General features: G+C 62.5%; 19 protein-coding genes. 16 read left to right on the top strand and 3 right to left on the bottom strand.

The window, feature by feature from the left end:
* Nucleotides 1-14: 14 nt before the first annotated feature.
* Together RCO31_RS22260 and RCO31_RS22255 are read right to left on the bottom strand one after the other, a co-directional pair.
* Nucleotides 15-1,370: an MFS transporter gene (locus tag RCO31_RS22260; RefSeq protein ID WP_308970701.1), complete on the bottom strand. Its 1,356-nt coding sequence runs from the start codon at nucleotides 1,368-1,370 to the stop codon at nucleotides 15-17.
* A gap of 87 nt (nucleotides 1,371-1,457) precedes the next feature.
* Nucleotides 1,458-2,327 carry a phytanoyl-CoA dioxygenase family protein gene (locus tag RCO31_RS22255; RefSeq protein WP_308970700.1) on the bottom strand — a complete coding sequence of 290 codons (870 nt, stop codon included), beginning with the start codon at nucleotides 2,325-2,327 and terminating at the stop codon, nucleotides 1,458-1,460.
* A 112-nt stretch (nucleotides 2,328-2,439) separates the two neighbouring features.
* Here RCO31_RS22255 and RCO31_RS22250 point away from each other — a divergent pair, with 112 nt between their 5' ends.
* The 16 genes from RCO31_RS22250 to RCO31_RS22175 all read left to right on the top strand — a co-directional run bounded on the left by RCO31_RS22250 (nucleotide 2,440) and on the right by RCO31_RS22175 (nucleotide 21,410).
* Entirely contained in the window at nucleotides 2,440-3,438 is a 999-nt protein-coding gene (locus RCO31_RS22250) for a LacI family DNA-binding transcriptional regulator (protein ID WP_308970699.1), read from the top strand.
* Nucleotides 3,439-3,754: 316 nt separating this feature from the next.
* Nucleotides 3,755-4,735 (top strand): tripartite tricarboxylate transporter substrate binding protein, encoded by a 981-nt coding sequence (locus RCO31_RS22245; RefSeq protein WP_308970698.1) that lies wholly within the window; start codon nucleotides 3,755-3,757, stop codon nucleotides 4,733-4,735.
* A 134-nt stretch (nucleotides 4,736-4,869) separates the two neighbouring features.
* Entirely contained in the window at nucleotides 4,870-5,862 is a 993-nt protein-coding gene (locus RCO31_RS22240) for an NAD-dependent epimerase/dehydratase family protein (protein WP_308970697.1), read from the top strand.
* 113 nt (nucleotides 5,863-5,975) lie between these two features.
* Nucleotides 5,976-6,698, top strand: a complete 723-nt coding sequence (locus RCO31_RS22235) for a 4-carboxy-4-hydroxy-2-oxoadipate aldolase/oxaloacetate decarboxylase (protein WP_308970696.1) — start codon at nucleotides 5,976-5,978, stop codon at nucleotides 6,696-6,698.
* 81 nt (nucleotides 6,699-6,779) lie between these two features.
* Nucleotides 6,780-7,727, top strand: coding sequence for a LysR substrate-binding domain-containing protein (locus tag RCO31_RS22230; protein ID WP_308970695.1), 948 nt, complete (start codon nucleotides 6,780-6,782; stop codon nucleotides 7,725-7,727).
* Nucleotides 7,728-8,010: 283 nt separating this feature from the next.
* On the top strand, nucleotides 8,011-9,543 hold the full coding sequence (gene tcuA / locus RCO31_RS22225) for an FAD-dependent tricarballylate dehydrogenase TcuA (protein WP_308970694.1): 1,533 nt from the start codon (nucleotides 8,011-8,013) through the stop codon (nucleotides 9,541-9,543).
* A 130-nt stretch (nucleotides 9,544-9,673) separates the two neighbouring features.
* Complete coding sequence (locus tag RCO31_RS22220; protein WP_308970693.1) at nucleotides 9,674-10,663, top strand: tripartite tricarboxylate transporter substrate binding protein; 990 nt, start codon at nucleotides 9,674-9,676, stop codon at nucleotides 10,661-10,663.
* Between the two features lie 40 nt (nucleotides 10,664-10,703).
* Nucleotides 10,704-11,234: a thiamine pyrophosphate-binding protein gene (locus RCO31_RS22215; RefSeq protein WP_308970692.1), complete on the top strand. Its 531-nt coding sequence runs from the start codon at nucleotides 10,704-10,706 to the stop codon at nucleotides 11,232-11,234.
* Nucleotide 11,235: 1 nt separating this feature from the next.
* Entirely contained in the window at nucleotides 11,236-11,832 is a 597-nt protein-coding gene (locus tag RCO31_RS22210) for a thiamine pyrophosphate-dependent enzyme (protein ID WP_308970691.1), read from the top strand.
* 19 nt (nucleotides 11,833-11,851) lie between these two features.
* Complete coding sequence (locus RCO31_RS22205; protein WP_308970690.1) at nucleotides 11,852-13,342, top strand: aldehyde dehydrogenase; 1,491 nt, start codon at nucleotides 11,852-11,854, stop codon at nucleotides 13,340-13,342.
* 19 nt (nucleotides 13,343-13,361) lie between these two features.
* Nucleotides 13,362-14,768 (top strand): MmgE/PrpD family protein, encoded by a 1,407-nt coding sequence (locus RCO31_RS22200; RefSeq protein WP_308970689.1) that lies wholly within the window; start codon nucleotides 13,362-13,364, stop codon nucleotides 14,766-14,768.
* On the top strand, nucleotides 14,765-15,748 hold the full coding sequence (locus tag RCO31_RS22195) for a tripartite tricarboxylate transporter substrate binding protein (protein WP_308970688.1): 984 nt from the start codon (nucleotides 14,765-14,767) through the stop codon (nucleotides 15,746-15,748). The genes RCO31_RS22200 and RCO31_RS22195 overlap by 4 nt, the downstream gene beginning before the upstream one ends.
* A 16-nt stretch (nucleotides 15,749-15,764) precedes the next feature.
* Entirely contained in the window at nucleotides 15,765-18,446 is a 2,682-nt protein-coding gene (acnA, locus tag RCO31_RS22190; RefSeq protein WP_308970687.1) for an aconitate hydratase AcnA, read from the top strand.
* Between the two features lie 271 nt (nucleotides 18,447-18,717).
* The gene (locus RCO31_RS22185) at nucleotides 18,718-19,560 is read left to right on the top strand and encodes a TauD/TfdA family dioxygenase (protein ID WP_308970686.1); all 843 of its coding nucleotides are present in this window, start codon (nucleotides 18,718-18,720) and stop codon (nucleotides 19,558-19,560) included.
* Between the two features lie 54 nt (nucleotides 19,561-19,614).
* Nucleotides 19,615-20,373 carry an SDR family oxidoreductase gene (locus tag RCO31_RS22180; protein ID WP_308970685.1) on the top strand — a complete coding sequence of 253 codons (759 nt, stop codon included), beginning with the start codon at nucleotides 19,615-19,617 and terminating at the stop codon, nucleotides 20,371-20,373.
* Nucleotides 20,374-20,432: 59 nt separating this feature from the next.
* Nucleotides 20,433-21,410, top strand: coding sequence for a tripartite tricarboxylate transporter substrate binding protein (locus RCO31_RS22175; protein WP_308970684.1), 978 nt, complete (start codon nucleotides 20,433-20,435; stop codon nucleotides 21,408-21,410).
* A gap of 91 nt (nucleotides 21,411-21,501) precedes the next feature.
* Here RCO31_RS22175 and RCO31_RS22170 read toward each other — a convergent pair whose 3' ends face one another.
* Entirely contained in the window at nucleotides 21,502-23,106 is a 1,605-nt protein-coding gene (locus RCO31_RS22170) for a thiamine pyrophosphate-binding protein (RefSeq protein WP_308970683.1), read from the bottom strand.
* Nucleotides 23,107-23,311: the final 205 nt, after the last annotated feature.

Below are 23,311 nucleotides of genomic sequence, written 5' to 3'. Positions count from 1 at the left end.
TGCTGCGCCATCGGCTACGTCGCGTGCTGCGGCACGGCCGCTGTGGCGTTCATCCTGCCATCGGATGTATTGTCGACGGTGATGCTCTCATCGTACGTCTCGGGACCACACCAGATCGCGAACGCAGTAAGGCCAGCCAGAAGGGCTGCGTAACATGCGACTGGCCACCAGCTTCCGGACCACGCCACCAGCGCCGCGGCCACGAACGGGGCAGGGCCGCCGGCCAATAGCGAGCCCAATTCGCGTGCGAAGGCGAATCCGGCAAACCGCCGTTGCGGTGGGAACAGTTCGGCGAAGTACGCCGCCTGCGGCCCGAACATCGCCGCCGTCACGACGGCGCGTGCACCGATGAAGGCGACCGCGATCCAGATCCATTCCTTGGTGCCGACCAGCCAGAAGAACGGAAACGCCCAGGCGATGCCGGCGAGCGCGCCGAACAAATAGACCGGACGCCGTCCAATGCGATCGGAAAGCGAGGCGAAGCCGACAATGGTGAAGAGCTCGACTACGAAACCAAGCATCAACGCGCTCAGCGCATCGGACCTGGGCACGCCGAGCGTGGTGATGACATAGCTGAGCCCGAACACCGGAAAGAGGTACCCCAGGCCGTTTTCCGCCAGGCGTGCTCCAAGCACGACGAAGAAATTTCGCGGATGCCGCTTCAAGGCTTCCATCGCCGGGTTGCGCTCGACCTTGCCACGCGCCACCACCGCCTCGGTAAAGACAGGTGTTTCCGTGATGCGCAGGCGAACGTAGATGCCGACCATGATCAGGAGGAAGCTCGCCAGGAATGGAAGACGCCATCCCCACGACATCAGGTCTTCACGCGGCAGAAGTGTTACCAGCGCAAACGCGCCGGCCGCCAGCAGATTGCCGACGGAGACCCCGAGCGGTGCAAAGCTGCCCCAGAAGCCGCGGTGCTTCGGCGGCGCATTTTCCACCAGGAAGATCACCGCGCCTCCGTATTCGGCGCCGGCTCCCAGCCCTTGCACGACGCGCATGGCGACGAGAAGCAATGGCGCCCAATAACCGATCTGCGCATAGGTTGGCAGTAGGCCGATCAGCGTGGTGCCTACGCCGATCATCAACAGCGTGGCGACCAACACGGGTTTACGCCCGAAGCGATCGCCCATGATACCGAACAGGATGCCGCCGAGCGGCCGCACCACAAAGCCGACGCCGAAGGTCAGGAACGCCAGCAATGTGCCGACCACGGGATCGCTCTTCGGAAAGAACAATTCCCCGAATACCAGCGCCGCGGCCGTACCGTAGAGGAAGAAGTCGTACCATTCGAGCGCGGACCCAACACTCGCCGCGAGGATCACACGCAAACGCGAGCGATCGGCTTTGTCGGCTGTCATTTCCGTCATGGCGTCCCCCGTTTTGCTTTTTCATTGATCGATGGTCGTCGCATTGGACGAATGCGCCCGTGCATCACACGGGCGCACTCGCAAACATCAGGCGGCGCGGGTGAAGTAGGACTTCTTTGCCGCAGACTGGGTCTCGTAGATCGAGCCTTGCCGCTTTGCCGGTGGCAATGGCAGTCGCACCGGAACATTGGTCATCCGCGGCGCAATGACGGGATCGCCCGACAGCAACCGGCTGTTGAATTCATCGAAATCCTTGACGCCCATCAGCGGCCAGGCGTCGCTGGCGGCGACTTCGTACAGCAGAAGATTGCGCGGGCGGTCCGAGGTGTTCATGGCCGATCCATGCAGCGCCCGAACGTGATGAAACGAAATGCTGCCGGCCTTGCCCATGCAGGGTACGGCGCGTTCGATTTCGTCCTTGATGGTATCGGGATCGATGAGGCCGGCGAAGCAACCGTCCTCGCCGTGATGACTCCAGACCTCGCGGTTGTGCGTACCCGGTGTGACCAGCATCGGCCCGTTGGCGAGGTCGCAGTCGTCCAGCAGCACACCGACCGCGAGCACGTCGTCGTTGGTGTGCGGATAGAACGCCCAGTCCTGATGCCACTCGACGGGCGAGCCGTATTGCGCCGACTTCATGTTGAGTTTCGAACCGTGCAGCCGCAGGCACGGACCAAGCAGTTTTTTCAGGATCCCGAGCACCGGGTCGCTGCGCACGATCTCGTCGAAAAGCTTGTGCACCTTGTGCGGCGCCTTGATCCGGCGGACCCGCGGGTTTTCCGCGGTGTGGCCCGGCTCCAGATCATAGACGTCGGTGTGTTCGAGGGTTTTGGCCGATCCCGCGACCAGCTCAGCAATCACGGCGCGCACTTGGGAAAGCGTGGCGGAGTCCAGAACATCGGGCACCACGATCACGCCATCGCGTTGATAAGTCTGCACATCCTTCGCTGTGATCACGGGCGTTCCTCCATGTTATGTTAGCGTTGTCATTGCGAATGTTAACGTTGTCATTTGCCCTGTTCAAGCCGAATCGTGCAATCCTGGCCCGTACTCGTTAGTGTTTGTCCCGATGAGCGTCGCAAGCCCCGAAGAGACCCGTTCCGCACCGACCCTGTCGGCCGTGGCAAAATTGGCTGGCGTATCGTCGATTACCGTGAGCCGCGTGGTGCGCATGCCGGAACTGGTGGCGCCGGAAACGAGAAGCCGGGTCGAGGCTGCGATGCGGGAACTCGGCTATGTTCCGAACCAGCTTGCCGTCGCTCTCGCCAGAGCGCGAACCCGCTCGATCGGCGTACTGGTACCGACGATCGCCAACTCGATCTTCGCGGATACGGTGCAGGGCCTGTCCGACGAATTGGAGCCGCTCGGCTACGCCGTGATCCTGGCACAGTCGCGCTACGACGCCGCGCGTGAAGACCACATGCTCTCGGTCCTGCTGTCGCGGCGCCCCGAGGCGATCATCATGGTCGGCTCGCCCGCTACAGAAGAAGGCGCGCGGCTACTGCGGCGCGCGGGAATTCCCGTCGCGGAGACATGGGATCTTCCGGCGACGCCAATCGATGCTGTAGCCGGTTTCAACAATTACGAAGCCGGCGTTGCCGTAGCACGACATTTCATCGAGCAAGGCCGCAAGAGCCTGGCATTCATCGGCGGCGACGATCCACGCGCAACACGGCGCTGGAATGGATTCAACGACACGGCGCAGGCGCTTGGCGCCAAAGCGCCGCGGCGGCTTGTCCTGGACCGTAACGCTTCGGGCAGTGTCGCCGCGCTTGCAGAACTGCCCGGTGTCGACGCTGTCTTCGCTGCGAACGATGCGCATGCCATCGGCTTCATGTCCGGTCTGCGAAAGGCGGGCTTCTTGCGTAACGGTCCGGCTGCGGAGCAGCCGGTTGCGCTCATCGGTCTCGGCGATCTCGAAATGGGCCGTCTGATCGCACCAAGCCTCTCCACCATCCGCGTGAACGGCGAGGCGATTGGGCGCACCGCTGCAAGATTGATCCTTGCGCGGGGAGGGCCGCGTCATATCGATCTCGGATTCGAGCTCGTCATTCGCGATAGCGGCTAAACCGTCGGGCAGGCGCGCAGACAATCCGCACCGTGTCGTTCTTCAAAATGACGACGACGCGAGCTGCAATTGCTTCCGGCGCGAAGCGGCGCTGATCATGCGAAGTGCGGCTGCAAATCCACATCAGCGCGGGACTGCTCGATTGACTGCGTCAGGCCGTTTCGGACGCCGAGTATAGCCGCACCGCATACTTCTATCAGGAATCGTTCGTTGCCGTCCGTTCCGGCCCAACGCACTATTTTCGACGGCTCATCGAACAATTGCCGTCACGGTCTGCGGCATCCGGCGACAAGACAACGATCAAAGGGAGGCTCTGGTGCGCGTTCGGGCATTCGCGACTGCAGTCATCGCCGCCGCTTCACTCTGCTGCGCCGCAGCAGCCCAGGCGGATGATTTCCCCAACGACAAGATTCGAATTCTGGTGCCGACGGCTCCGGCCGGCGTCGCCGACAGCCTCTCCCGCATCGTCGCGGCCAAGGTGCAGGAGAATATCGGCCAGACGCTCTATGTCGAGAACCGCTCCGGCGCGAACGGCAATATCGGCGCGCAGGCGGCGCTCACGGCCCCGGCCGACGGATATACGGTTCTGATGGGCCACATCGGGCTGATGACGATCAACCATCATCTCTATCCGAAGATGGGATTCAGTCCGATCAAAGCCTTCATGCCGGTGGTGCACGTGGTCTCTTATCCGGACGTGCTCATCGTCAACAACGACCTGCCGGTCACGACATTGAAGGAGTTCATCGACTACGCCAAGGCCGATCCGAAGGCGCTGACATATTCGTCGAGCGGCTACGGCAGCTCATTCCACATGGCGATGGAGTTGCTCAAGCATCGTGCGGGTATCGAGGCCGTGCATGTGCCCTTCGCCGGAACGGCGCCGGCCCTGAATGCGCTGATGGCCGGCACGGTCAACGCGGCCTTTACGGATGTGATGACCGGCGGCCCCTTCATCGCAGCGAAGAAGGTGCGGGCGCTCGCGGTCAGTAGCGCTCATCGTTTCAGAGGGTTGCCCGAGGTGCCGACTGTTGCCGAGGCCGGTCTGTCCGGATTCGTCGTCGAAGGCTGGGCCGGGCTCGTGGCCGCCAACGGCACGCCGCCGCAGCGTGTCAAGTTTCTCAATGAGCAGGTCAACAAGGCGCTGAAGGATCCCACCGTGATCGAGAAGGTGTCGGCGCTCGGCGGCGATATCGTTGGCGGCACGCCGGAGCAGTTCGGCGAGTTCATGGCTTCAGAGGACAAGAAGTGGGGTGATCTCGTTGAACAGGCGCATCTGAGGAAGAGTGGCGAGTGAAGGCGGTGTCGGCCGAGAGCGCGGCATCGAGGAACCGTACGCCTACACCGAAGAAACGTCGGTTCACGTGATACTGTAGTCTGCTCTGGCCGCACGGAGCGGTGCAGGGCGGGCATGGAATCCAGGAGAAGAACATGAAGATCAAGGGCGGAAAGTTCCTCATCACCGGCGGCGCCAGCATGATCGGCGCCCAGATCACCGAGCAGTTGATCGCTGCCGGCGCCCGCGAAATCGTGCTGTTCGACAACTATTCCCTGGCCAGCCCCGAAGGGCTCGGTGATCTCGTTCAGCGTCCACAGGTCAAGCTCGTTCGCGGCGACATCCTGCGGACCAACGAGCTTCACGACGCCCTCGAGGCGACGGATGGCGTGTTCGCCGTCGCCGGCTTCCTGACGCTGCCGATGTCGGCCAACCCGCATCTCGGCGTGGCCGTCAACGTGCAGGGCATGCTGAACACGTTCGATGCCTGCCGCTATCGCGGTGTCGGCAAGGTCGTGTTCTCCTCGTCGATCGCCGTCTACGGCGAGCCCACGGCCGATATCATCGATGAGACGACGTCGTGGACCTGGAGCCGGCTGCAGCCCGGCGCGGCGCTCTACGCCGCGTCCAAGATCATGGGGGAGAACTTTGGCAGGCTCTATCATGACCGCTATGGCGTGAACTCGATCTCGTTGCGCTATTCGTCGGTCTATGGTGAGCGCCAGCATCTGCGGGCGGTCAATTCGGTCTATATCATGGAGACCTATGAGCGGTTGAAGCGCGGCGAGCGGCCGATCATCCCGGACGACGGCCGCGAGGTGCACGACTACATCCACGTTGCAGACGTTGCCCGCGCCAATCTGATGGCCATGGAAAGCGACGTGTCACGTGAGAGCTTCAACGTCGCAACCGGCAAGGCGACCTCGCTGAACGAACTGGTCGCCATCGTGCAGAAGATCATCGGCAGCAAGCTCGAGCCTGAATACAAGACACCGCCTGGCAAGGTGCGCGCAGCCGTGTCGACGAAGCTCGACTTCGCCGTCGACAAGAGCGAGCGCATGCTCGGCTGGAAGGCGCAGATATCCTTCGAGGAGGGCATCCGTCGGCTCATCGCCTGGCACGAGGCCGAGTCGCGCAAAGTCGCGTAACCGTCCACGTGAGCTGACATGGGACGTCGCGTCACGCCTGCGTGCCTTCTGCACAGGCGTGGAGCGCGCACGCGCGCCCTGAGACCGAACAATGCGAACCCGAGGGCAGGCGAATGTATGGACATATCTTCTATCAGGTCGCGCGTCCGGAGCCGGAGATCCTCGTCGCCTTTTTGGAGATTCCGACCGCAACCTTGTCTGACAGCATGGGACGCCACGGTGCGCTCGCTTCAGATATACGCCCGATGTATGAGGGCATCCGCATGGTCGGTGCAGCGTTGACGGTCCTCTGCTTTCCCGGCGACAACCTGATGACGCACAAAGCCCTGCAGATGGTGCAGCCCGGCGACGTGCTGATCGTCGATGACGGCAATTCGAATACGGGATGTTTCGGTCATCGCAGTGCGCTCGCGGCGCGGGCGCGCGGCGGTGTGGGAGCTGTCGTCTCCGGCTCGATCCGGGACGTCGCAATGCTGCGCCAGGAGGGCTTTCCGGTTTTCGCCCGCGGCGTTTCGCCTCGCGCTCCGCAAAAGAATACGCCGGGATCGATCAATGTGCCGGTGCATGTCGGCGGCATCGTCGTGTGTCCGGGCGACATCGTGGTCGGTGACGACGACGGCGTGGTGGTCGTTCCCCGCGCGATGGCGAAGGCAGTCCTGGAAAAGGCCCGCTTTCGCGACCTTAAAGAGAAGGATTTGGGCAGTACAGCAACCGGAGAACTGCCGCTCGATCCCTCAGGTGCGGCGCTTAGTCTCGACGATCTGCTTGCGGGCAAGGTCGTCGAGCATCACGGCCTGCAATCCTGGAGCATTGATTTGGGCGCAGCCAAGCCATGAAGCCGCTGCCGACTTCCGGCTATTACTCAATTTGCGGGACCTGCTAGTATATCCATCACAAAAAGATATACCGGGTAGGAAATGAACCTGCAGCAGTTGCGGTATGTGCTTGAGATAACGCGGCACGGCAACCATCTTTCGGCGGCGGCGCAAGCTCTCAACACGTCTCAACCGGGCGTCAGCCGGCAGATCCAGATGCTGGAGGAAGAGCTTGGATTCAGCATCTTTGTGCGGACCCGCAATCGTATCATCGGCGCGACTCCGCTGGGCGAGCACGTCATCGATATCGCCCGCCGCGTGATCGAGGACATTGGCGCGCTTCGCTCGCTGCATGATCAGGCGCGCGCCAGTGACCGGGGCACGCTCACCATCGGCACCACGCACACGCAGGCGAAGTATGTTTTGCCGCGTGTGATCGCGAGCTTCGTCGAGCGTTATCCGGAGGTTGATCTCGTCTTCAGGGAGGGCGATCCGGAGGAGGTCTGCCAGATGGTCGAGGACGGGGTGGCGGACTTCGCCATCGGCACAGAGACGACGAAAATCTTCCCGCATCTGGTCAAGCTACCGGGCTTCGAGATTCAGCGCAGCGTTGTCGCCTGCCTCGGCCACGAGATTCTGACGGTCGATAAGCTTACGGTGCAGGAGATCTCGAAATATCCACTGATCGTCTACGGTGCTCGCCACAGCGGCCGCTCGAAGGTCATGAAGGCCTTCCGCGAGGCGGGCATCGAACCGAAAATCAGCCTCAGCGCTGTCGACGCCGACATCTGCAAGACCTATGTGGAACTCGGGCTGGGCATCGCCATTCTCGCGGACATCGCGTTTGATCCGGCCCGTGATACCAAGCTCTGCGCCCGCAGCGCCAAGGACTTGTTCGAGAGCAGCACCTGCTTCGTGACCATGCGTCCTGCCGCTTATCTGCGCCCGTATGTTCTCGATTTTCTCAGTATCGTTTCGCCGGCGCTGACTCCGGCCATGGTGCGAGAGACGATGCGCTCGGCGCGCCGGCGGACCGACGCCGAGGCTTGAGCGGTCGGTTGGTGGAGTATTGCGCCCGACGATAGCAGGATCGTGAGAAGTTCTGAGGTCGGCCAGGGCGCAGCTGATACAACCGCCAGGCATCTAGTGTCGTGGATCAGAAATTCGCACCATCGTTGCCGCGAGTCCAACGTGCGAATTTCTGATCCATAAACGACACTAGAATCATAAACTTGCTAGTGTCCTGATCGAATCCGAAGTTCGCTCTGAGCTCGCTGCAAAGTATGGCGAACTTCGGATTCGGGACACTAGGACGTACAAGGAGCGGTTGGCGATGGCGCAGACGGTTCAGGCTGCTCAGATTGCCGAAGATCATGACGTGATCGTCGTCGGCGGCGGCAACGCCGCCCTCTGCGCCGCGATCAGCGCTCGCGAAGAAGGCGCGAGCGTCCTGATGCTCGAACGGGCGCCGGAGGACGAACGTGGCGGCAACAGCTCCTTTACCGAAGGTCTGATGCGCTTCGTCTATAGCGGCAGGGACGACATCGTCGCTCTGTCGCCGGACCTGACACCCGACGAACTCGCGAGCGATTTTGGATGGTACACCGAAGAGGGCTTTTTCGATGATATGGCGCGCGTCACGCAGAACCGCACCGATCCCGATCTCTGCGAGCTTCTGGTGAAACAGAGCAATGCCACGCTGCACTGGATGCGTCGGCAGGGCGTGCGCTTTCTTCCGCAGTTCGGACGGCAGGCGTTCAAGGTCGACGGCAAGTTCACGTTCTGGGGCGGCGCGACGCTCGCCGCAGTCGGGGGCGGCCGAGGCCTGGTCGACCAGCTGTACCGCGCCGCCGAGAAGGCGGGCGTGAAGGTTCTCTACAACGCATGGGCCCGCGAGCTGCTGCACTCCGATCGAGGCATCGAGGGTATCGTCGTCAACGTGGACGGCGTCACGCGCCGCTTCGTTTCGCGTGCGATTGTGCTTGCCTGCGGCGGTTTCGAGGCGAATGCCGCCTGGCGCGCGCGCCATCTTGGTCCCGGCTGGGACTTGGCCAAGGTGCGCGGCAGCCGATACAACTGCGGTGATGGTCTGGAGATGGCGATGCGCATCGGTGCGCAGACGGCCGGCCATTGGTCGGGCTGCCATGCGGTCGGCTGGGAGCGTTATGCCGACGACTTTGGCAGCTTCGACACGATGGACGACTACGAGCGCGACAACTATCCGTTCTCCATTATGGTCAATGCCGATGGCAGGCGCTTTCTCGACGAAGGCGCCGACATCCGCAACTACACTTATGCAAAGTATGGTCGGATCATCCTGCAACAGCCTGGCCAGTTCGCCTGGCAGATATTCGATTCATCCGTGACGCACTTGCTGCGTCCGGAATATCGGGCCAAGCGGGTCACCAAGGTGGTGGCTAACACGATCGAAGAACTTGCCGACAAGCTTGACGACGTGAACCGCGACGCGCTGCTGGCAACGATCCGGGAGTATAACGCCTCGATCACGCGCGACGTCCCGTTCAATCCGAACGTCAAGGACGGCCGGCGCACCCAGGCGCTTGCCATACCCAAGTCGAATTGGGCGGTCGCGCTGGAGAACCCGCCGTTCGAGGCCTACGCCGTCACCTGCGGCGTCACCTTCACGTTTGGCGGATTGAAGGTCACGACCGACGCCCAGGTGCTTGACACCGGCAACCGACCCATGCCGGGCCTGTTCACCGCCGGCGAAATGCTGGGCGGGCTGTTCTATTTCAATTATCCAGGCGCCACCGGTCTCACGAGCGGAGCCGTGTTCGGCCGCATTGCCGGCCGTAGTGCAGCCCGAGCGGCGACGAACGCCAAGCCGCAGACGCGTGTTGCATAGGGCCGGCGCTCGCCGCCGTGCAGCAGGCGTCCGCTATGCCGGGGGAGGCATAGCAGTATCCGCTCTAATAATTTCCGGTGAATGGTGAGCTTCGCTAGGGTCGAGAGAACGAAACCATGCGGAGAGGATCATGCGCAGATCTCGCTTGATGGCGGTCGCGCTCGGTGCCGCATTACTGCCAGCTACCGTGGGCCAGAGCGCCGCTCAAGCCGATTACCCGACCGGAACGGTGCGTCTCATTTCAGCCTTTGAGGTGGGAGGCGGGAACGATTTCATGGCGCGCGAGCTCGCGCATCAATTCTCGGAGCTGTACGGGAAGACCTTCATCGTCGAGGCTCGCCCGGGCGGCAACGGCGACATCGCGACGGACTACGTCGCGCGGGCGAAACCCGACGGCAACACGCTTCTGGTGACGACGAACGCGACGATCGTCATCAATCCGCTCATGTCCGAGAACGCGGCCAGGCTCGATCCGGAGACGAGCCTCGCGCCCGTCAGTCTGCTCGCTCGTCAGCCCTTTCTGCTCGTCGTCAACCCGAAGTTGCCGGTGGCGACGCTTGGCGAGCTCATCGATTATGCTCGCGCGCATCCTGGCAAACTGAACTTCGGCTCCTCAGGCGCTGGCGGCGGCGCTCATCTCGCCGGCGAGATGCTGAAGTCGCGGCTCGGACTGCAGATGGAGCATGTTCCTTATAAGGGCATCGCGTCGGCGTTGCGCGATCTCGTAGCCGGCAACATCGATTTCATGTTTGGCGCGATCCAGACGGTGCGTCCGTACGTGCAGAACGGACAGCTTCGGCCGCTCGCCGTGTCGAGCCGCGAGCGCAACCATTCGATGCCGGACGCGCCGGCGGTTGCCGAGTATCCCGGCCTCGAAGGCTTCGAGTCGGATCTCTGGTACGGGCTGCTCGCGCCGGCCAAGACCGATCCGGCAATCCTTGCGAGCCTTGCGCAACGGACGGCCGACGTCTTCAAGAAGCCTGCCGTCCGCGCGCGCTTCGAGCCATTCGGGACGGTGCTGGTCGGCAGCACGCCTGCGGAATTCTCGGCCAGCATCAAGAGCGACATCGTTGCCAATGGCGAGGTCCTCAAGAGGGCGGGTCTCGTCGCTCAGAAATGATGATCATCACCATAATTGCCTTCGAACGAGCGGAGTTCACGTGACCACTGAAGCGCCAGCGCGGACTTGGCCGCGTGACATCTACGACGTGTTCAAACAGGTCGGCATTGAACAGATCGCCTATGTTCCCGACGCCGGACACGCGCAACTCATCCGTGATTGCGAAGCCGACAACGCGATGAACGTGGTCTCGCTGACGACGGAGGAAGAGGGGGTCGCGATGCTGGCTGGTGGCTGGCTTGGCGGCAAGCGCGGCGCGCTGCTGATGCAGTCGTCAGGCGTCGGCAACTGCATCAACATGCTCAGCGTGGTGATGGAGAGCCGTTTTCCGCTGTTGATGATCGTCACCATGCGCGGGGAATGGGGCGAGTTCAACCCGTGGCAGCTGCCGATGGGGCAGAGCACGGGCAAGGTCCTCGAGGACATTGGCGTCTACGTGCAGCGCGCCGAGCGTCCCGATGAGGTGCGCGACGTCGTGCATGCCGCGGCGCAGATGACGTTCTCAAGTAATCGCCCGATCGCCGTGCTGCTCGGCCAGCGCCTCATCGGCTTCAAGGACTGGAGCAAGTGACATGATGGAGCGCAGACAAGGAACCATGGACCGGCGGGAGGTCGTCGCGAGCATGATCAAGGGACGCGGCGATGCGCTGATCGTCACCGGTCTCGGGTCGACCTGCTACGATTTCGGCACGGAGGACCATCCGAACACCTTCTATCTCTGGGGCGGCATGGGCGCCGCGGCCATGCTGGGTCTCGGGCTGGCGCTGGCGCAACCGGCGCGTCGCGTCGTGGTTGTCACCGGCGACGGTGAAATGCTGATGGGGTTCGGCGCCTTCGCCACGATCGGCGCCAAGGCGCCCAAGAACCTGTCCCTCGTCGTGATCGACAATGAGCACTACAGCGAGACGGGGATGCAGCCGACGCACACCCGCCGCGGCATCGACCTCGAAGGCGTGGCCAAGGCCTGCAACTTTCCGAGCGCCGAAACCGTTTACACCGAAGCTGAGCTCGCCAAGTCGGTTTCGGAGATCTTCGGCGGAACGGAGCTGCTGTTTCGCGATATCAAGGTCAACACAAAGCGTTATCCGATGTCGCTTCGATTGCGCGACGGTGCGCACATCAAGAACCGCTTTCGCGAGAATCTGCTCGGATCAAAGGCCTTCGATTGATTGAACGGGAGCGCCTGCCATGGATACGAAAAGCGAGTCTCTCACCAAGTACAAGATGTGGATCGGCGGCGAGTGGACCGAGGCCACCTCCGGCGCGTATTTCGAGTCGTATAATCCCTACACCGGCAAGCCATGGGCGCTGATGCCGCGCGCCGGAGCGGCGGACATTGATCGCGCCGTCCAGGCGGCGCACCAAGCCTTTACCGCCGGCGCGTGGCCGAAAATGACGGCCTCTCAACGCGGGGCACTGCTCCGCAAGCTCGGCGACCTGATCACCGACAATGCTGACGCGCTCGCCAAGATCGAAGTTCGTGACAACGGCAAGCTGTTCTCGGAGATGCGCGGCCAGACTGCGTACATGGCGCAATGGTACTATTACTTCGGTGGGCTGGCCGACAAGATCGAAGGCGCGGTCATCCCGAGCGACAAGGCCGACACCTTCAATTATACCGAGCACGAGCCGCTGGGCGTGGTTGCCGCCATCGTGCCGTGGAATTCGCCGTTGCTGCTGACCGCCTGGAAGCTCGCGCCGGCGCTTGCAGCCGGCAACACCGCGGTGATCAAGCCCTCCGAGTTCACCTCGGCCTCGCTGCTGGAATTCTGCAAGCTGATCGAGAAGGCTGGCTTTCCGCCCGGTGTCGTCAACGCCGTCACCGGCTTCGGCGACGAGGCAGGTGCGCCGCTGATCGAGCATCCGCTCGTCGCCAAGATCACCTTCACGGGCTCGGACAAGACCGGTCAGCGCATCTATGAGACGGCCGCCCGCGGCATGAAGCGTGTCAGCCTGGAGCTCGGCGGCAAGTCGCCGAACATCGTGTTCGACGACGCCGACCTCGACAATGCGGTGAAGGGGGCGATCTCCGGCATTTTCGCGGCGACGGGGCAGACATGTATCGCCGGCTCGCGCCTGCTGGTGCAGCGCTCGATCCACGACCGGTTTGTCGACAAGCTTGTCGCCTTCGCCAAAACGGCGCGTATCGGCGATCCGATGAGTCTCGACACCCAGGTCGGCCCGGTGACGACACCGCCGCAATACAAGAAGGTGCTCGATTATCTCGACATCGCGAAATCGGAGGGCGCCACGACCGCGCTTGGCGGCAACCGCGCCGAGGAGTTCGGCGGCTATTTCGTCGAGCCGACGATTTTCACCGGTGTCAGGAACAGCATGCGCATCGCCCAGGAAGAGGTGTTCGGTCCGGTGCTGGCGGTGATCCCGTTCGAGGACGAGGAGGACGCGATCGCCATCGGCAACGACGTCGTGTTCGGGCTGGCGGCGGGGGTCTGGACGCAGAGCATGCGCCGGGCGTTCCTCATGGCCAAGCGCTTGCAGGCCGGTACGGTGTGGATCAACACCTACCGTGCCGTCAGCTACCTTTCGCCGTTCGGCGGCTACAAGCGGAGCGGTATCGGCCGCGAAAGCGGACAGGAAATGATCAAGGAGTACCTGCAGACGAAGAGCGTCTGGATCTCGATGGCGACTGAAGTCCCGAACCCATTTGTCATGCGGTGAGCACGGAGAAATGGTTGCAATGAACGCGCTGCCCGACGGACATGGACAGGAGCTCGTCAGTTTTGCTCATAGCCTGACGTTGAGCGACCTGCCTGTCGACGTCGTCGCACGGGCCAAGACTTGCGTTCTTGAAGCGATCGGCTGCGGCATCTTCGGCTCGACGCAGCCATGGTCGCGTATTCTGCTCGCCGAAATGACTGCCGAGGGCGCACCGGGCGCGTGCAGCGTGCTCGGCACGTCGCAGATGCTCGCGGCGCCGGCGGCGGCGCTCGTCAACGGCACCGCGATCCATGGCTTCGAGCTGGACGACCTGATCGCCGAATCCATCACGCATCCGGCGGCCTGTGTCATCCCGGCAGCACTTGCTGCCGGTGAAGCGGTCGGCGCGTCGGGTGCGCGGCTGGTCGAGGCGATCGTCGCCGGCTACGAGGTGATGCATCGCGTCGGCCTTGCGCTCGGGACCGAACCCGCCAAACGCGGCTTCCACACGACGAGCCTCGTCGCGCCGGTCGCGTGCGCCGTTGCTGCCGGAAAGGTCATGCAACTCGGTGTCGACCAGCTTTATTCCGCAGTCGGGCTCGCCTGTTCGGCTGCGTCCGGCGTCAAGAGTTTTGCTGCTGGCCGGGGCGGCGGCATGGTCAAGCGGTTGCACCTCGGGCGTTCGGCGGAAGCCGGCGTGCGCAGCGCGCAGCTCGCAGCGCGGGGCTTTCTCGGACCGCCTTTCGCACTCGACAGCGCCTTCGGCCTGCTCGAAGTGTTCGGCGGCGCTGGCGCGGACGCGAGCAAGCTCACTCATGGGCTCGGCCGAAACTGGGCCGTCAGAGATGTGTGGTTCAAGGTGTTTCCCATTTGCGGCTGGATTCAAGCTGTGGTGGTGCTGCTGTCCGAAGCGCGGGGGACACGGCCCTTGTCCATCGGGGAGATCAAGACCGCTCGCATCGGCGTCAGCGCTTATGCCGCGAAGAACAATGGCGAGCCCGCGCCTGTCGACACGATGGGAGCGCAATACAGCATTCCTTACTGTGCCGCCGTGGCGCTTCTCGGCGAACCGCGCGACCCGAAATCCTTCCTCATCGATGCAATCAATGATCCGGTCACGCGCGCGCTGGCTTCGAAGATCGAGGTCGTCGTCGATCCTGCCATCGAGGCGATCTATCCGCGTCAATTCGGTGCCAGTATGAGGCTCGAACTGGCCGACGGCACGCTGCACGAGCGTGCGGTTATGGAATGTCACGGCACGCCGGCCGATCCGTGCACGGAGAGGGAGCACCTCGACAAGTTTCGTTGGCTTGCGGGCAGCGTGCTGCCGGCAAGTGCGGTTGCTGAGCTCGCTCGGCTGATTGACGCAATGCCCGCGCTCGCGAGCGTGCGCGATCTCACCGCTCCGCTGCATTCCGCCGCTCTGGACGAAAGGCAGCGTGCATGACGATTGCAACACGCATCGTCCGTGTTCTTCTGGCAGTCGGCGCCGTAACGGTGGCTGCAACTGCGGCGGTCCGTGCACAGACCTACCCGGATCGCGCTATTCAGCTGGTCGTGCCATTTCCGCCGGGTGGTCCGGCCGACATCGTCGCGCGGCCCTTGGCCGAAGGACTGTCGCGTGCGCTTGGCCAACCCGTGGTGGTGCTCAACAAGTCGGGTGCCAGCGGCACCATCGGCGCCGCGTTCGTCGCCAAGGCGCAGCCGGACGGCTACACGCTGCTGATGGGCACGAGCAACGAGCTGACGATGAGCCCGGGCCTGTTCGACCAGCTTCCTTACGATCCCAGCCGCGATTTCGTGCCGGTTTCGACGACGGTGCTATTTCCCAATGTGCTCGTGGTCGGAAAGGATCTGCCGATCCATGCGGCGAACGATCTCGTCGCCGCCACGCGCGCGCATCCGGAGCGGTTCAACTACGGCACCAGTGGCAGCGGCAGCACCAACCATCTCACCGCCGAGCTTTATCGCACCGCGACAGGGCTACAACTGAACTATGTGTCCTATCGCGGCGGCGCGGCAGCAATGACCGACCTGATGGGCGGCCGCATCCAGGCGATGTTCGCGACAATGCCGTCCGCAGCGGCGCTGATCAATTCGGGGGCGATCCGCGCGCTGATGGTGACCGATACCAAGCGCTGGAGCGCGATTCCGGACGTGCCGGACGCAGCAGAAGCCGGCTTTCCTCAGGTGAAGGTTATCTCCTTCAACGGCGTTCTGGCGCCGGCAGGAACGCCGCGTCCAATCATCGACAAGCTTAATGCGGCGGTCCTCAAGGTGATGAACACGCCGGACATGAAGGCGCAAATGGCCATCAGCGCCGGCGAGGTCTCGACCTCCACGCCCGAGGCGTTCGCGCAAATTCTGAAGAGCGATTTCGAGAGCTGGCTCGCCTTCATCAAGGCCAACGGCATCCACGCGAACTGATCGTTGCATTGACACCATGAAGTCCCTTCTCAGCGAAGTGTGCGAACGCAAGATCGACCTCGGTTTCGGTCGTGAGTACCGTTACTTCTCGCTGCCTGCGCTGGAAGAAGCCGGCTACGGCGCCGTATCCCACCTGCCACTGTCGTTGCGGGTCGTGCTGGAGTCGCTGGTGCGCCATTGCGACGGCCGCCGTGTGACCGAGCGGCAGGTGCGCGATCTCGCCTCGTGGCAACCGCGTGCCGTGCGCGAGAGCGAGCTGCCTTTCACCGTTGGCCGCATCGTGCTCAACTGCGCAGCCGGCATTCCGTTGCTTGGCGATCTGACTGCTCTGCGCGGTGCGATCAGCTCGCTCGGCCGCCCGGTTCGCGAGATCGGTCCGAAAGTGCCGGTCGACATGGTCCTTGATCACACGCTGACCGTCGACTTCACCGGTACGCCCGATGCGCTCTCCCGCAACATGGAGCTGGAGATCAGCCGCAATGTCGAGCGCTTTCGTTTCGTCAAATGGGCGATGCAGGCTTATGACGGCATCCGCCTGTTTCCGCCTGGAGCAGGCATCCTGCATCAGGTGAATCTCGAATTTCTCGCCCGCGGCGTTCTCATCGAGGACGGCGTTGTCTATCCCGATAGCCTGGTGGGCACCGACTCCCACACCTGCATGATCGCCGGCCTCGGAGTCGTCGGCTGGGGAGTCGGCGGCATCGAGGCAGAGGCGTCCGCGTTGGCGCAGCCCTACTACATGCTGACGCCTGACGTCGTCGGCGTGAACGTCATGGGTGCGCTGCGGGCGGGCGTGACGTCGACCGACCTTGTTCTGCATGTAACCGAAACGTTGCGGCGGCACAAAGTGGTCGGCAAGTTTGTCGAGTTCTTTGGCGAGGGGGTCGCCAGTCTCAGCATTCCCGACCGCGCGACCATTTCCAACATGGCGCCGGAGTATGGCGCCACCATCGGCTACTTCCCGGTCGACGAACAGACCTGCCGCTACCTGACGCAGACCGGCCGTTCGCCTGAGCAGGTGAAGGCGGTAGAAGCCTATTTCCGCGCCCAAGGTGCTTTCGGCGCACCGAAGATCGGCGAGGTCGACTATACGAGCCTGTTCGATCTGGATCTTGCAGACGTAACACCAAATCTCGCCGGGCCGAAGCGCCCGCAGGACCGCCTGCCGCTCGCGCAATTGCGTCATCGCTTCAATGAAGTGTTGAGACAGCCGCTCGGCAGCGGCGGCTATGGCAAGGCCGCTCCTGTCTCAGCCAACGGTCCAAGGCAAAAGACCGCGCATGGCGATGTGGTGATTGCCGCCATCACCTCGTGCACCAACACGTCCAATCCGACGGTCATGGTGATGGCCGGTCTGGTGGCCCAGAAGGCGGTCGCGCGCGGGCTCACCGCCAAGCCCTGGGTGAAGACCTCACTCACGCCGGGATCGCGGGTGGTCAGCAAGTACCTCGATGCGACCGGGCTGCAAGCCTCGCTCGATCAACTCGGATTTGCCGTCGCGGGCTATAGTTGCGGAACCTGCGTTGGCGCCTCGGGACCGATAGACCCGGTGCTCGAGAGGGCGATCGTCGACAACGACGTCGTCGCCTGCGCGGTGCTTTCGGGAAACAGGAACTTCGAGGCGCGCATTCACCCGGCAGTCCGCGCGGCGTTCCTGGCGAGTCCGCCGCTCGTCCTGGCCTTCGCAATCGCCGGCACCGTCGATATCGATATGGAGAAGCAGCCGCTCGGACACGACGTGAGCGGCAACGATGTCTATTTGCGTGACGTTTGGCCGACACAGGCCGAGATCGACGCCGCACTCGCGGTTGCGGAACGTCCGGAATTCTATCGCGAGATCTACGGCGGCGATCTGACTTTCGGAAATCCAGCCTGGAGCGCGGTGCCGCAACCGGGTGGCGACATCTATCCCTGGGAGGCGCGCTCCGACTATATCAAGGAGCCGCCGTTCCTTGCCAGCGAGTTCCGGCACACGGTGCTTACGCCCATCAAGGACGCACGAGCGCTGGCAATGCTGGGCGATTCCGTCACCACCGATCACATCAGCCCGATTGGCGGCATCAAGTCGAACTCGCCCGCAGGCACCTATTTGCGCGGACTCGGTGTGCAGCCGATCGACTTCAACAATTACGGCGCCCGGCGAATGAACCACGAGGTCATGGTGCGCGGCGGCTTCTCCAACGTGCGGCTCAAGAACCTGATGCTGCCGGGGACCGAAGGCGGTCTAACTGCGCATCAGCCAAGTGGCGACCGCATGAGCATCTACGACGCCGCGATGCGCTACAAGGCGGGGGATGTCCCGCTGATCGTCATTGCCGGCGAAGAATACGGCACAGGCAGTGCACGGGACTGGGCGGCCAAGGCGACGCGCCTGCTCGGCGTACGCGCAGTCATCGCCCAGAGTTTCGAACGCATCCATCGCAGCAATCTCGTTGGTATGGGCGTGCTGCCTTGCCAGTTTGTTTCCGGGCAGAGCGCGGCAAGCTGGAATCTCACCGGCGAAGAAGAATTCGATGTGCTAGGCCTCGACGACGCGCGGCCACGACAACCGCTCACTCTCGTCGTTCGTCGTCGGGACGGCACCACCGACCGCATACAGCTTGTGCTGCGGCTCGATACGCCGATCGAGATCGAGTTCGCGCGGCAAGGCGGCATCATGCCTTACGTCCTGTCCGAGCTTGCGGGCGTGCCGGCCTGAGACCTCTATCAACTAATCCTGTCGGCGCTGCGACAGGCTCGCCGTAGCCCGTGTGACAGCGGAAGTGATCAAGGTAGTGCTCGTGCACGCCACCGCCGCTCGTCGCCCGTGCCTCACTATACATGCGCAGGCATAGCAGTATTTCTTCTTGCAATTTCATAACGAGGTATCGGGCGACTAGAATCCCGGCCAACTAAGCTCCAGCGTCAACGCGCGATCTGAAAAATTGGAGCGCATTGGAGGACAATCCATGAGCTTTAAGACTCGACCTTTGGCGTCGACCATCGGCATGGAAGTCGTCGGCCTCGATTTATCAGAGCCACTGGATGATGCGACCTTGGCCGAGGTCAAGACGCTCTTCAATAACAACGGCATCTTGCTGTTTCGCGATCAGGATCTGACCGAGGAGCAACACATTGCGTTGAGCCGGCGCTTCGGTCCTTTGCAGAGCCACGTGCTCAAAAGCTACCTCAAGTCCGACCACCCCGAGATTCTCGTCGTCTCCAACATTCTCGATGACCAGGGCCGACCAATCGGCATCGGCGATGCCGGTCAACTTTGGCATTCGGATACGTCCTACATCGCTGAACCCTGCCACTGCTCCCTGCTTTATGCCAGGGAGATACCGAAGCCTGACGGAGATCGCACTTACGGCGATACGGCGTTCGCCAGCTTGATCGCGGCGTTTGAGGCGCTATCGCCCGATATCCAGGCCAAGATCGCGGACAAACGGGCAGTCCATTCCTACGAGGCATACTACGTCCGTCGGCAAAAGGAGGGTTCAAAGCGCCCGTCGCTTACCAAGGAGCAGCAAAAGGAGGCGCCGGATGTCATCCACCCGGTCGTGCGCCCGCACCCGATCACTGGCCGGAAAGCCCTTTTTGTCAACGAGAGCTACTCTGTGCGCGTTCTCGACATGGAGCCGGCGGAAAGCGAAGCATTGCTTAACGAGCTGATCGCATTCGGCATCTCCGACCGCTTCGTCTATCGACACAAATGGCGCAAGGGTGACCTGATCCTATGGGACAATTGGGCGACGCAGCATTTGGCGATCGCCGATTACACCCTACCGCAGCGACGGTTAATGCATCGCACGACCGTGCTTGCCCGGTGAGCTGAAGTCTGACGCACGTTCGCGCAGGCGCCCGAATAAATTGGGGAACTGGCCGTGAATGTTTCGAGCCTGAACGGCGCAAACGCCATCGTGACGGGTGCGGGGCGCGGCATGGGCCGTGCTGTCGCGTACGATCTCGCTAAACATGGCGCCAACGTCACCTGCCTGGACATCAATGAGCAAGGCGCGGATGAGACGGTGACGACAATCAGGAACAGCGGAGGTATTGCATCTGCCGCGCGTCTTGACGTTTCCGATGTGAGGGAGGTCCGTCGCACCTTCCGCGGCCTGGCCGCGCCGCCCGACATCGTCGTCTGCGCGGCCGGTATCTTGCGTGCCAAGCCTTTCCTCGATCACGAAGAGGAGGACTGGGACGTCCTAGTCCGCGTCAACCTGAAAGGTACATTCTTTTGCGTTCAGGAAGCGGCGCGCGCGATGCTGCCGCGGCGCCAGGGCGTCATTGTGACTTTCGCCTCGACATCGGCCTTCGTTTCTTCGCGCATCCCAGAAATCGCCTATGACGTGACAAAAGGCGGTATCCGTCAACTCACCGTCTCGGCGGCTGTGGAACTCGCGCCTTATGGCATCCGCGTCAACGCAGTTGCGCCGGGAACGATCCTGACCGACTTCAACCGCTCTTCCCTCGATACCGAGGACAAGCTCCAGGCCGTCGCCGATCGACTCCCGCTCGGTCGCGTCGGCGCACCCGACGACGTGGCTGGAGCAGTCACTTTCCTATGCTCGGCTGGTGCAAGCTACGTCACAGGGCACACGTTGGTGGTCGATGGAGGTCGGCTCGCTCGTGCCGGATGAGTACCGCGGCCACACTTGCCTCCGGCAATAGATCACGAAGACAAAGCAGGGGAGCCTGTATGTTCAAACTCAGGATCGCTTTCGTACTCGCACTGCTTATTGTGATGACGGCGCTTATGCCTTCGTCGCATGCGCAGACATGGCCGGATCGTCCAGTGCGTATCATTGTTCCCTGGGCCGCAGGCGGCATTACAGACGTTCTCGCCCGGCTGATTGCGCAGAAGCTGGCGAATAAATTCGGGCAGCCATTCATCGTTGAGAACAAGCCAGGGGCGTCCGGCAATATCGGCGCGGGTTATGTCGCGGCGTCGGCGCCGGATGGCTACACTCTGCTGCTCACCAATCCGGGAGCCTTTGCCACCAATCAATTTCTCTATCGTCAACTCATGTACAAGCCGGGTGAATTTGTGGCCATCTGTTTGCTTGCTGATTTCCCCAATGCATTGTTGGTCAATAAGGAGCAGCCGTTCCGCTCCGCGGAGGACGTCATTGCTTATGCCAAGGAGCATCCCTACGAGCTGAACGGCGGCTCGTCCGGCAGCGGCTCGGTCGGACATCTGTCGATTGAAATGTTCAAAATGCTGACGGACACGAAAATCACCAACGTCTTCTATCGCGGCGCAGCCGCCTCCAGGGTCGATCTGTCAGCGGGACGCATCCAGTTGGTGATCGACAACATCCCGAGCTATTTGAGCGAAATCGACGCAGGCGCGGTTCGCATGATTGCTGTCGGCACCAAGGAGCGATTGCCGAATTACCCAGATGTGCCCACCCTGCATGAGGCCGGGGTGTCGGATTATCACTCGACGGTCTGGTACGCCTTGGCGGCACCGAAGGACACGCCGGGCCAAATCGTGGACATGCTGAACAAGGCGGTGAACGACGCCCTCAAACAGGACGAGGTCAAGAAGATGCTGGCCATTCAAAGCGGCATTGCTATGGGCGGAACGCCGGCGGATGCCGATCGCCTCTTTCAAGATGAAACCAAGCGTTGGGGCGCGGTCATTACGGCGGCTGGGATCACGCCGGTCGATTGAGCGGAGCGCGTTTCCGCTCAGTAAAGTTCGAGGCCATGGATTCCGGCCCTCACGATCCGGAATTCTTCTCTGCGCGGCGGCATCGAACGGCTCAGCCGCGAAGCGAGACGAGCTGTTCGTGATAGGCTGCGGGGTTGACCCGGACGTCGACGACAACGGGACCTTGCGCGGAGAAGGCGCGCTTCATGGCTGGTTTGAGCTGCTCCGGCTGCTCGACCCTCAGGCCCAGGCAGCCGAAACCTTCGGCAATCTTTGAGAAGTCGGCCGGTGAGAAATCGACGCCGGCATTGGGGAGCTGGCGGCGCCGTTGCCGGGCGCCGATCAGCGTCAGGCTCTCGTCGTTGAAAACGATGAGCACGAGGTTGCATCGATATTGCGCCGCCGTGCCGAGCTCGCCGGCGCACATCATGAGACCGCCGTCTCCAGTGAAGCCGATTACCGGTCGCCCCGGCTCTGCCAGCGCTGAGGCGATCGCCGCCGGAAGCGCGAAGCCCATCGTGGCGTCGCCGCGTGATATCAGGGTCTGGCGTGGTTCGGTTGCCTTCCATTGATGCAGCACGGGTATCATGTGCGCACCGGCGTCGAGCGTGATGCGGGCGTTACGAGGGGCCGCCTCGATGACTGCATCGACCAGCATGTGCGGCGAGATGGGGCCGCCATCGCCGACGCGTGCACGCTCGGCAATGGAACGCTTGGCGGTCGCACGAAAATCGACGGGCCACTTGGAATTGATTTTCAGCTTCAAGAGGGCTGCCCCGAGCTCGTCGAGCGGCCCGACGACGACCACGTCGGGACTGATGATGTTTCTATCAAAGGGATAGGCGGTGATCTCGACCATTGGCGCGGAATAGCGCCACTTATGCGGCGGTAGTTCAATCGCATCGAAGCCAAAGAAGACGATGAGGTCGGCCTGCTTTAGCCAGGGCTCCTCGGCGACACCGCCGATGTAGTAGCCGATCAGATGGTCGTCGTCGTCCGGCACGACCCCTTTGGCCTTGTAGGTCACGAGGATCGGCACGTCCCATCCCGCCATGAGCTTGCGCAGCATCGCTGCGGCCGTTGTTTCGCAAGCCTGAAGACCGGCGATGATGACAGGTCGTTCTGCCCTGTTCAGGAGCTCCTGCACCTTCGGCGGCAGGTGAGGGGCCGCGGGTCGTGGCGCGGGCTTTGTGCGCTCAATCGGTTCCGATGTTTGCGCTCGTATATCTGAGCCGCGCAACTCGAGATAAACCGCACCCTGAGGCGATGCCAGCGAGGTTTCGGCGAGTTCGTCGAGGCGCTTGGCGGCGTTCTCGCCGCCGAGATGATCGTGGGCTTTAGTGAGTGGTTTCAGCATGGCCACCTGGTCGAAGCGCTGGTGCGAGACGTGCTCATTGGTGCCGTCGTAGGCATCGGCGAGAACCATGAGCGGCGCGCGGTCCAACGCAGCATAGGCAACGCCGTTCATGGCGTTTGCGATGCCGGGGCCGCGCGACGTCATGACGACGCCCGGAGTTCCGGTGAGTTCGCCCGTCGTTGCGGCCATGATGCTCGCCGCCGCTTCGGCGCGTGTGAGGACGAAGTCTATGCCGTGGTCGGCGGCTGCCTGAATGATGTCCAGGCTGCAATCGCCGCCCGGTACGCCGAAGAAGCGTTTGACACCGTAGGACGCCAAACGCTCAGCCCAGAGATTGGCAACCGTTTTCGTCTTGCTCATGCTTTCTTCCCTGACACGCGCGGCCTTCTGAGATTGCGAGGCGCGTCCTGTTGTGGGGCGAGACGCTAGCATAATGGAATTGTTGGTGGCTGCTCCGATGACGAGAATATCTACGCATTCTGGGATAACGCGATCGATATGCTGATCGGGCGTATGTCATCAAAAGGCGAGGCGCCACATGGCGCCGTCAAATCACTGGACGCGG

The organism is Bradyrhizobium sp. LHD-71 (genome assembly GCF_031157255.1).
Lineage (GTDB): Bacteria > Pseudomonadota > Alphaproteobacteria > Rhizobiales > Xanthobacteraceae > P52-10.
Note: the sequence above shows the minus strand (reverse complement) of the source record. Positions and strands in the feature narration are given on the sequence as shown.

Excerpts from the sequence above, each read along its gene's own strand:
- RCO31_RS22260 (WP_308970701.1), bottom strand. The coding sequence starts at position 1,370 with ATGACGGAAATGACAGCCGACAAAGCCGATCGCTCGCGTTTGCGTGTG.
- RCO31_RS22250 (WP_308970699.1), top strand. The coding sequence starts at position 2,440 with ATGAGCGTCGCAAGCCCCGAAGAGACCCGTTCCGCACCGACCCTGTCG.
- RCO31_RS22240 (WP_308970697.1), top strand. The coding sequence starts at position 4,870 with ATGAAGATCAAGGGCGGAAAGTTCCTCATCACCGGCGGCGCCAGCATG.
- RCO31_RS22235 (WP_308970696.1), top strand. The coding sequence starts at position 5,976 with ATGTATGGACATATCTTCTATCAGGTCGCGCGTCCGGAGCCGGAGATC.
- RCO31_RS22230 (WP_308970695.1), top strand. The coding sequence starts at position 6,780 with ATGAACCTGCAGCAGTTGCGGTATGTGCTTGAGATAACGCGGCACGGC.
- tcuA (WP_308970694.1), top strand. The coding sequence starts at position 8,011 with ATGGCGCAGACGGTTCAGGCTGCTCAGATTGCCGAAGATCATGACGTG.
- RCO31_RS22220 (WP_308970693.1), top strand. The coding sequence starts at position 9,674 with ATGCGCAGATCTCGCTTGATGGCGGTCGCGCTCGGTGCCGCATTACTG.
- RCO31_RS22210 (WP_308970691.1), top strand. The coding sequence starts at position 11,236 with ATGATGGAGCGCAGACAAGGAACCATGGACCGGCGGGAGGTCGTCGCG.
- RCO31_RS22205 (WP_308970690.1), top strand. The coding sequence starts at position 11,852 with ATGGATACGAAAAGCGAGTCTCTCACCAAGTACAAGATGTGGATCGGC.
- RCO31_RS22200 (WP_308970689.1), top strand. The coding sequence starts at position 13,362 with ATGAACGCGCTGCCCGACGGACATGGACAGGAGCTCGTCAGTTTTGCT.
- RCO31_RS22195 (WP_308970688.1), top strand. The coding sequence starts at position 14,765 with ATGACGATTGCAACACGCATCGTCCGTGTTCTTCTGGCAGTCGGCGCC.
- acnA (WP_308970687.1), top strand. The coding sequence starts at position 15,765 with ATGAAGTCCCTTCTCAGCGAAGTGTGCGAACGCAAGATCGACCTCGGT.
- RCO31_RS22175 (WP_308970684.1), top strand. The coding sequence starts at position 20,433 with ATGTTCAAACTCAGGATCGCTTTCGTACTCGCACTGCTTATTGTGATG.
- RCO31_RS22170 (WP_308970683.1), bottom strand. The coding sequence starts at position 23,106 with ATGAGCAAGACGAAAACGGTTGCCAATCTCTGGGCTGAGCGTTTGGCG.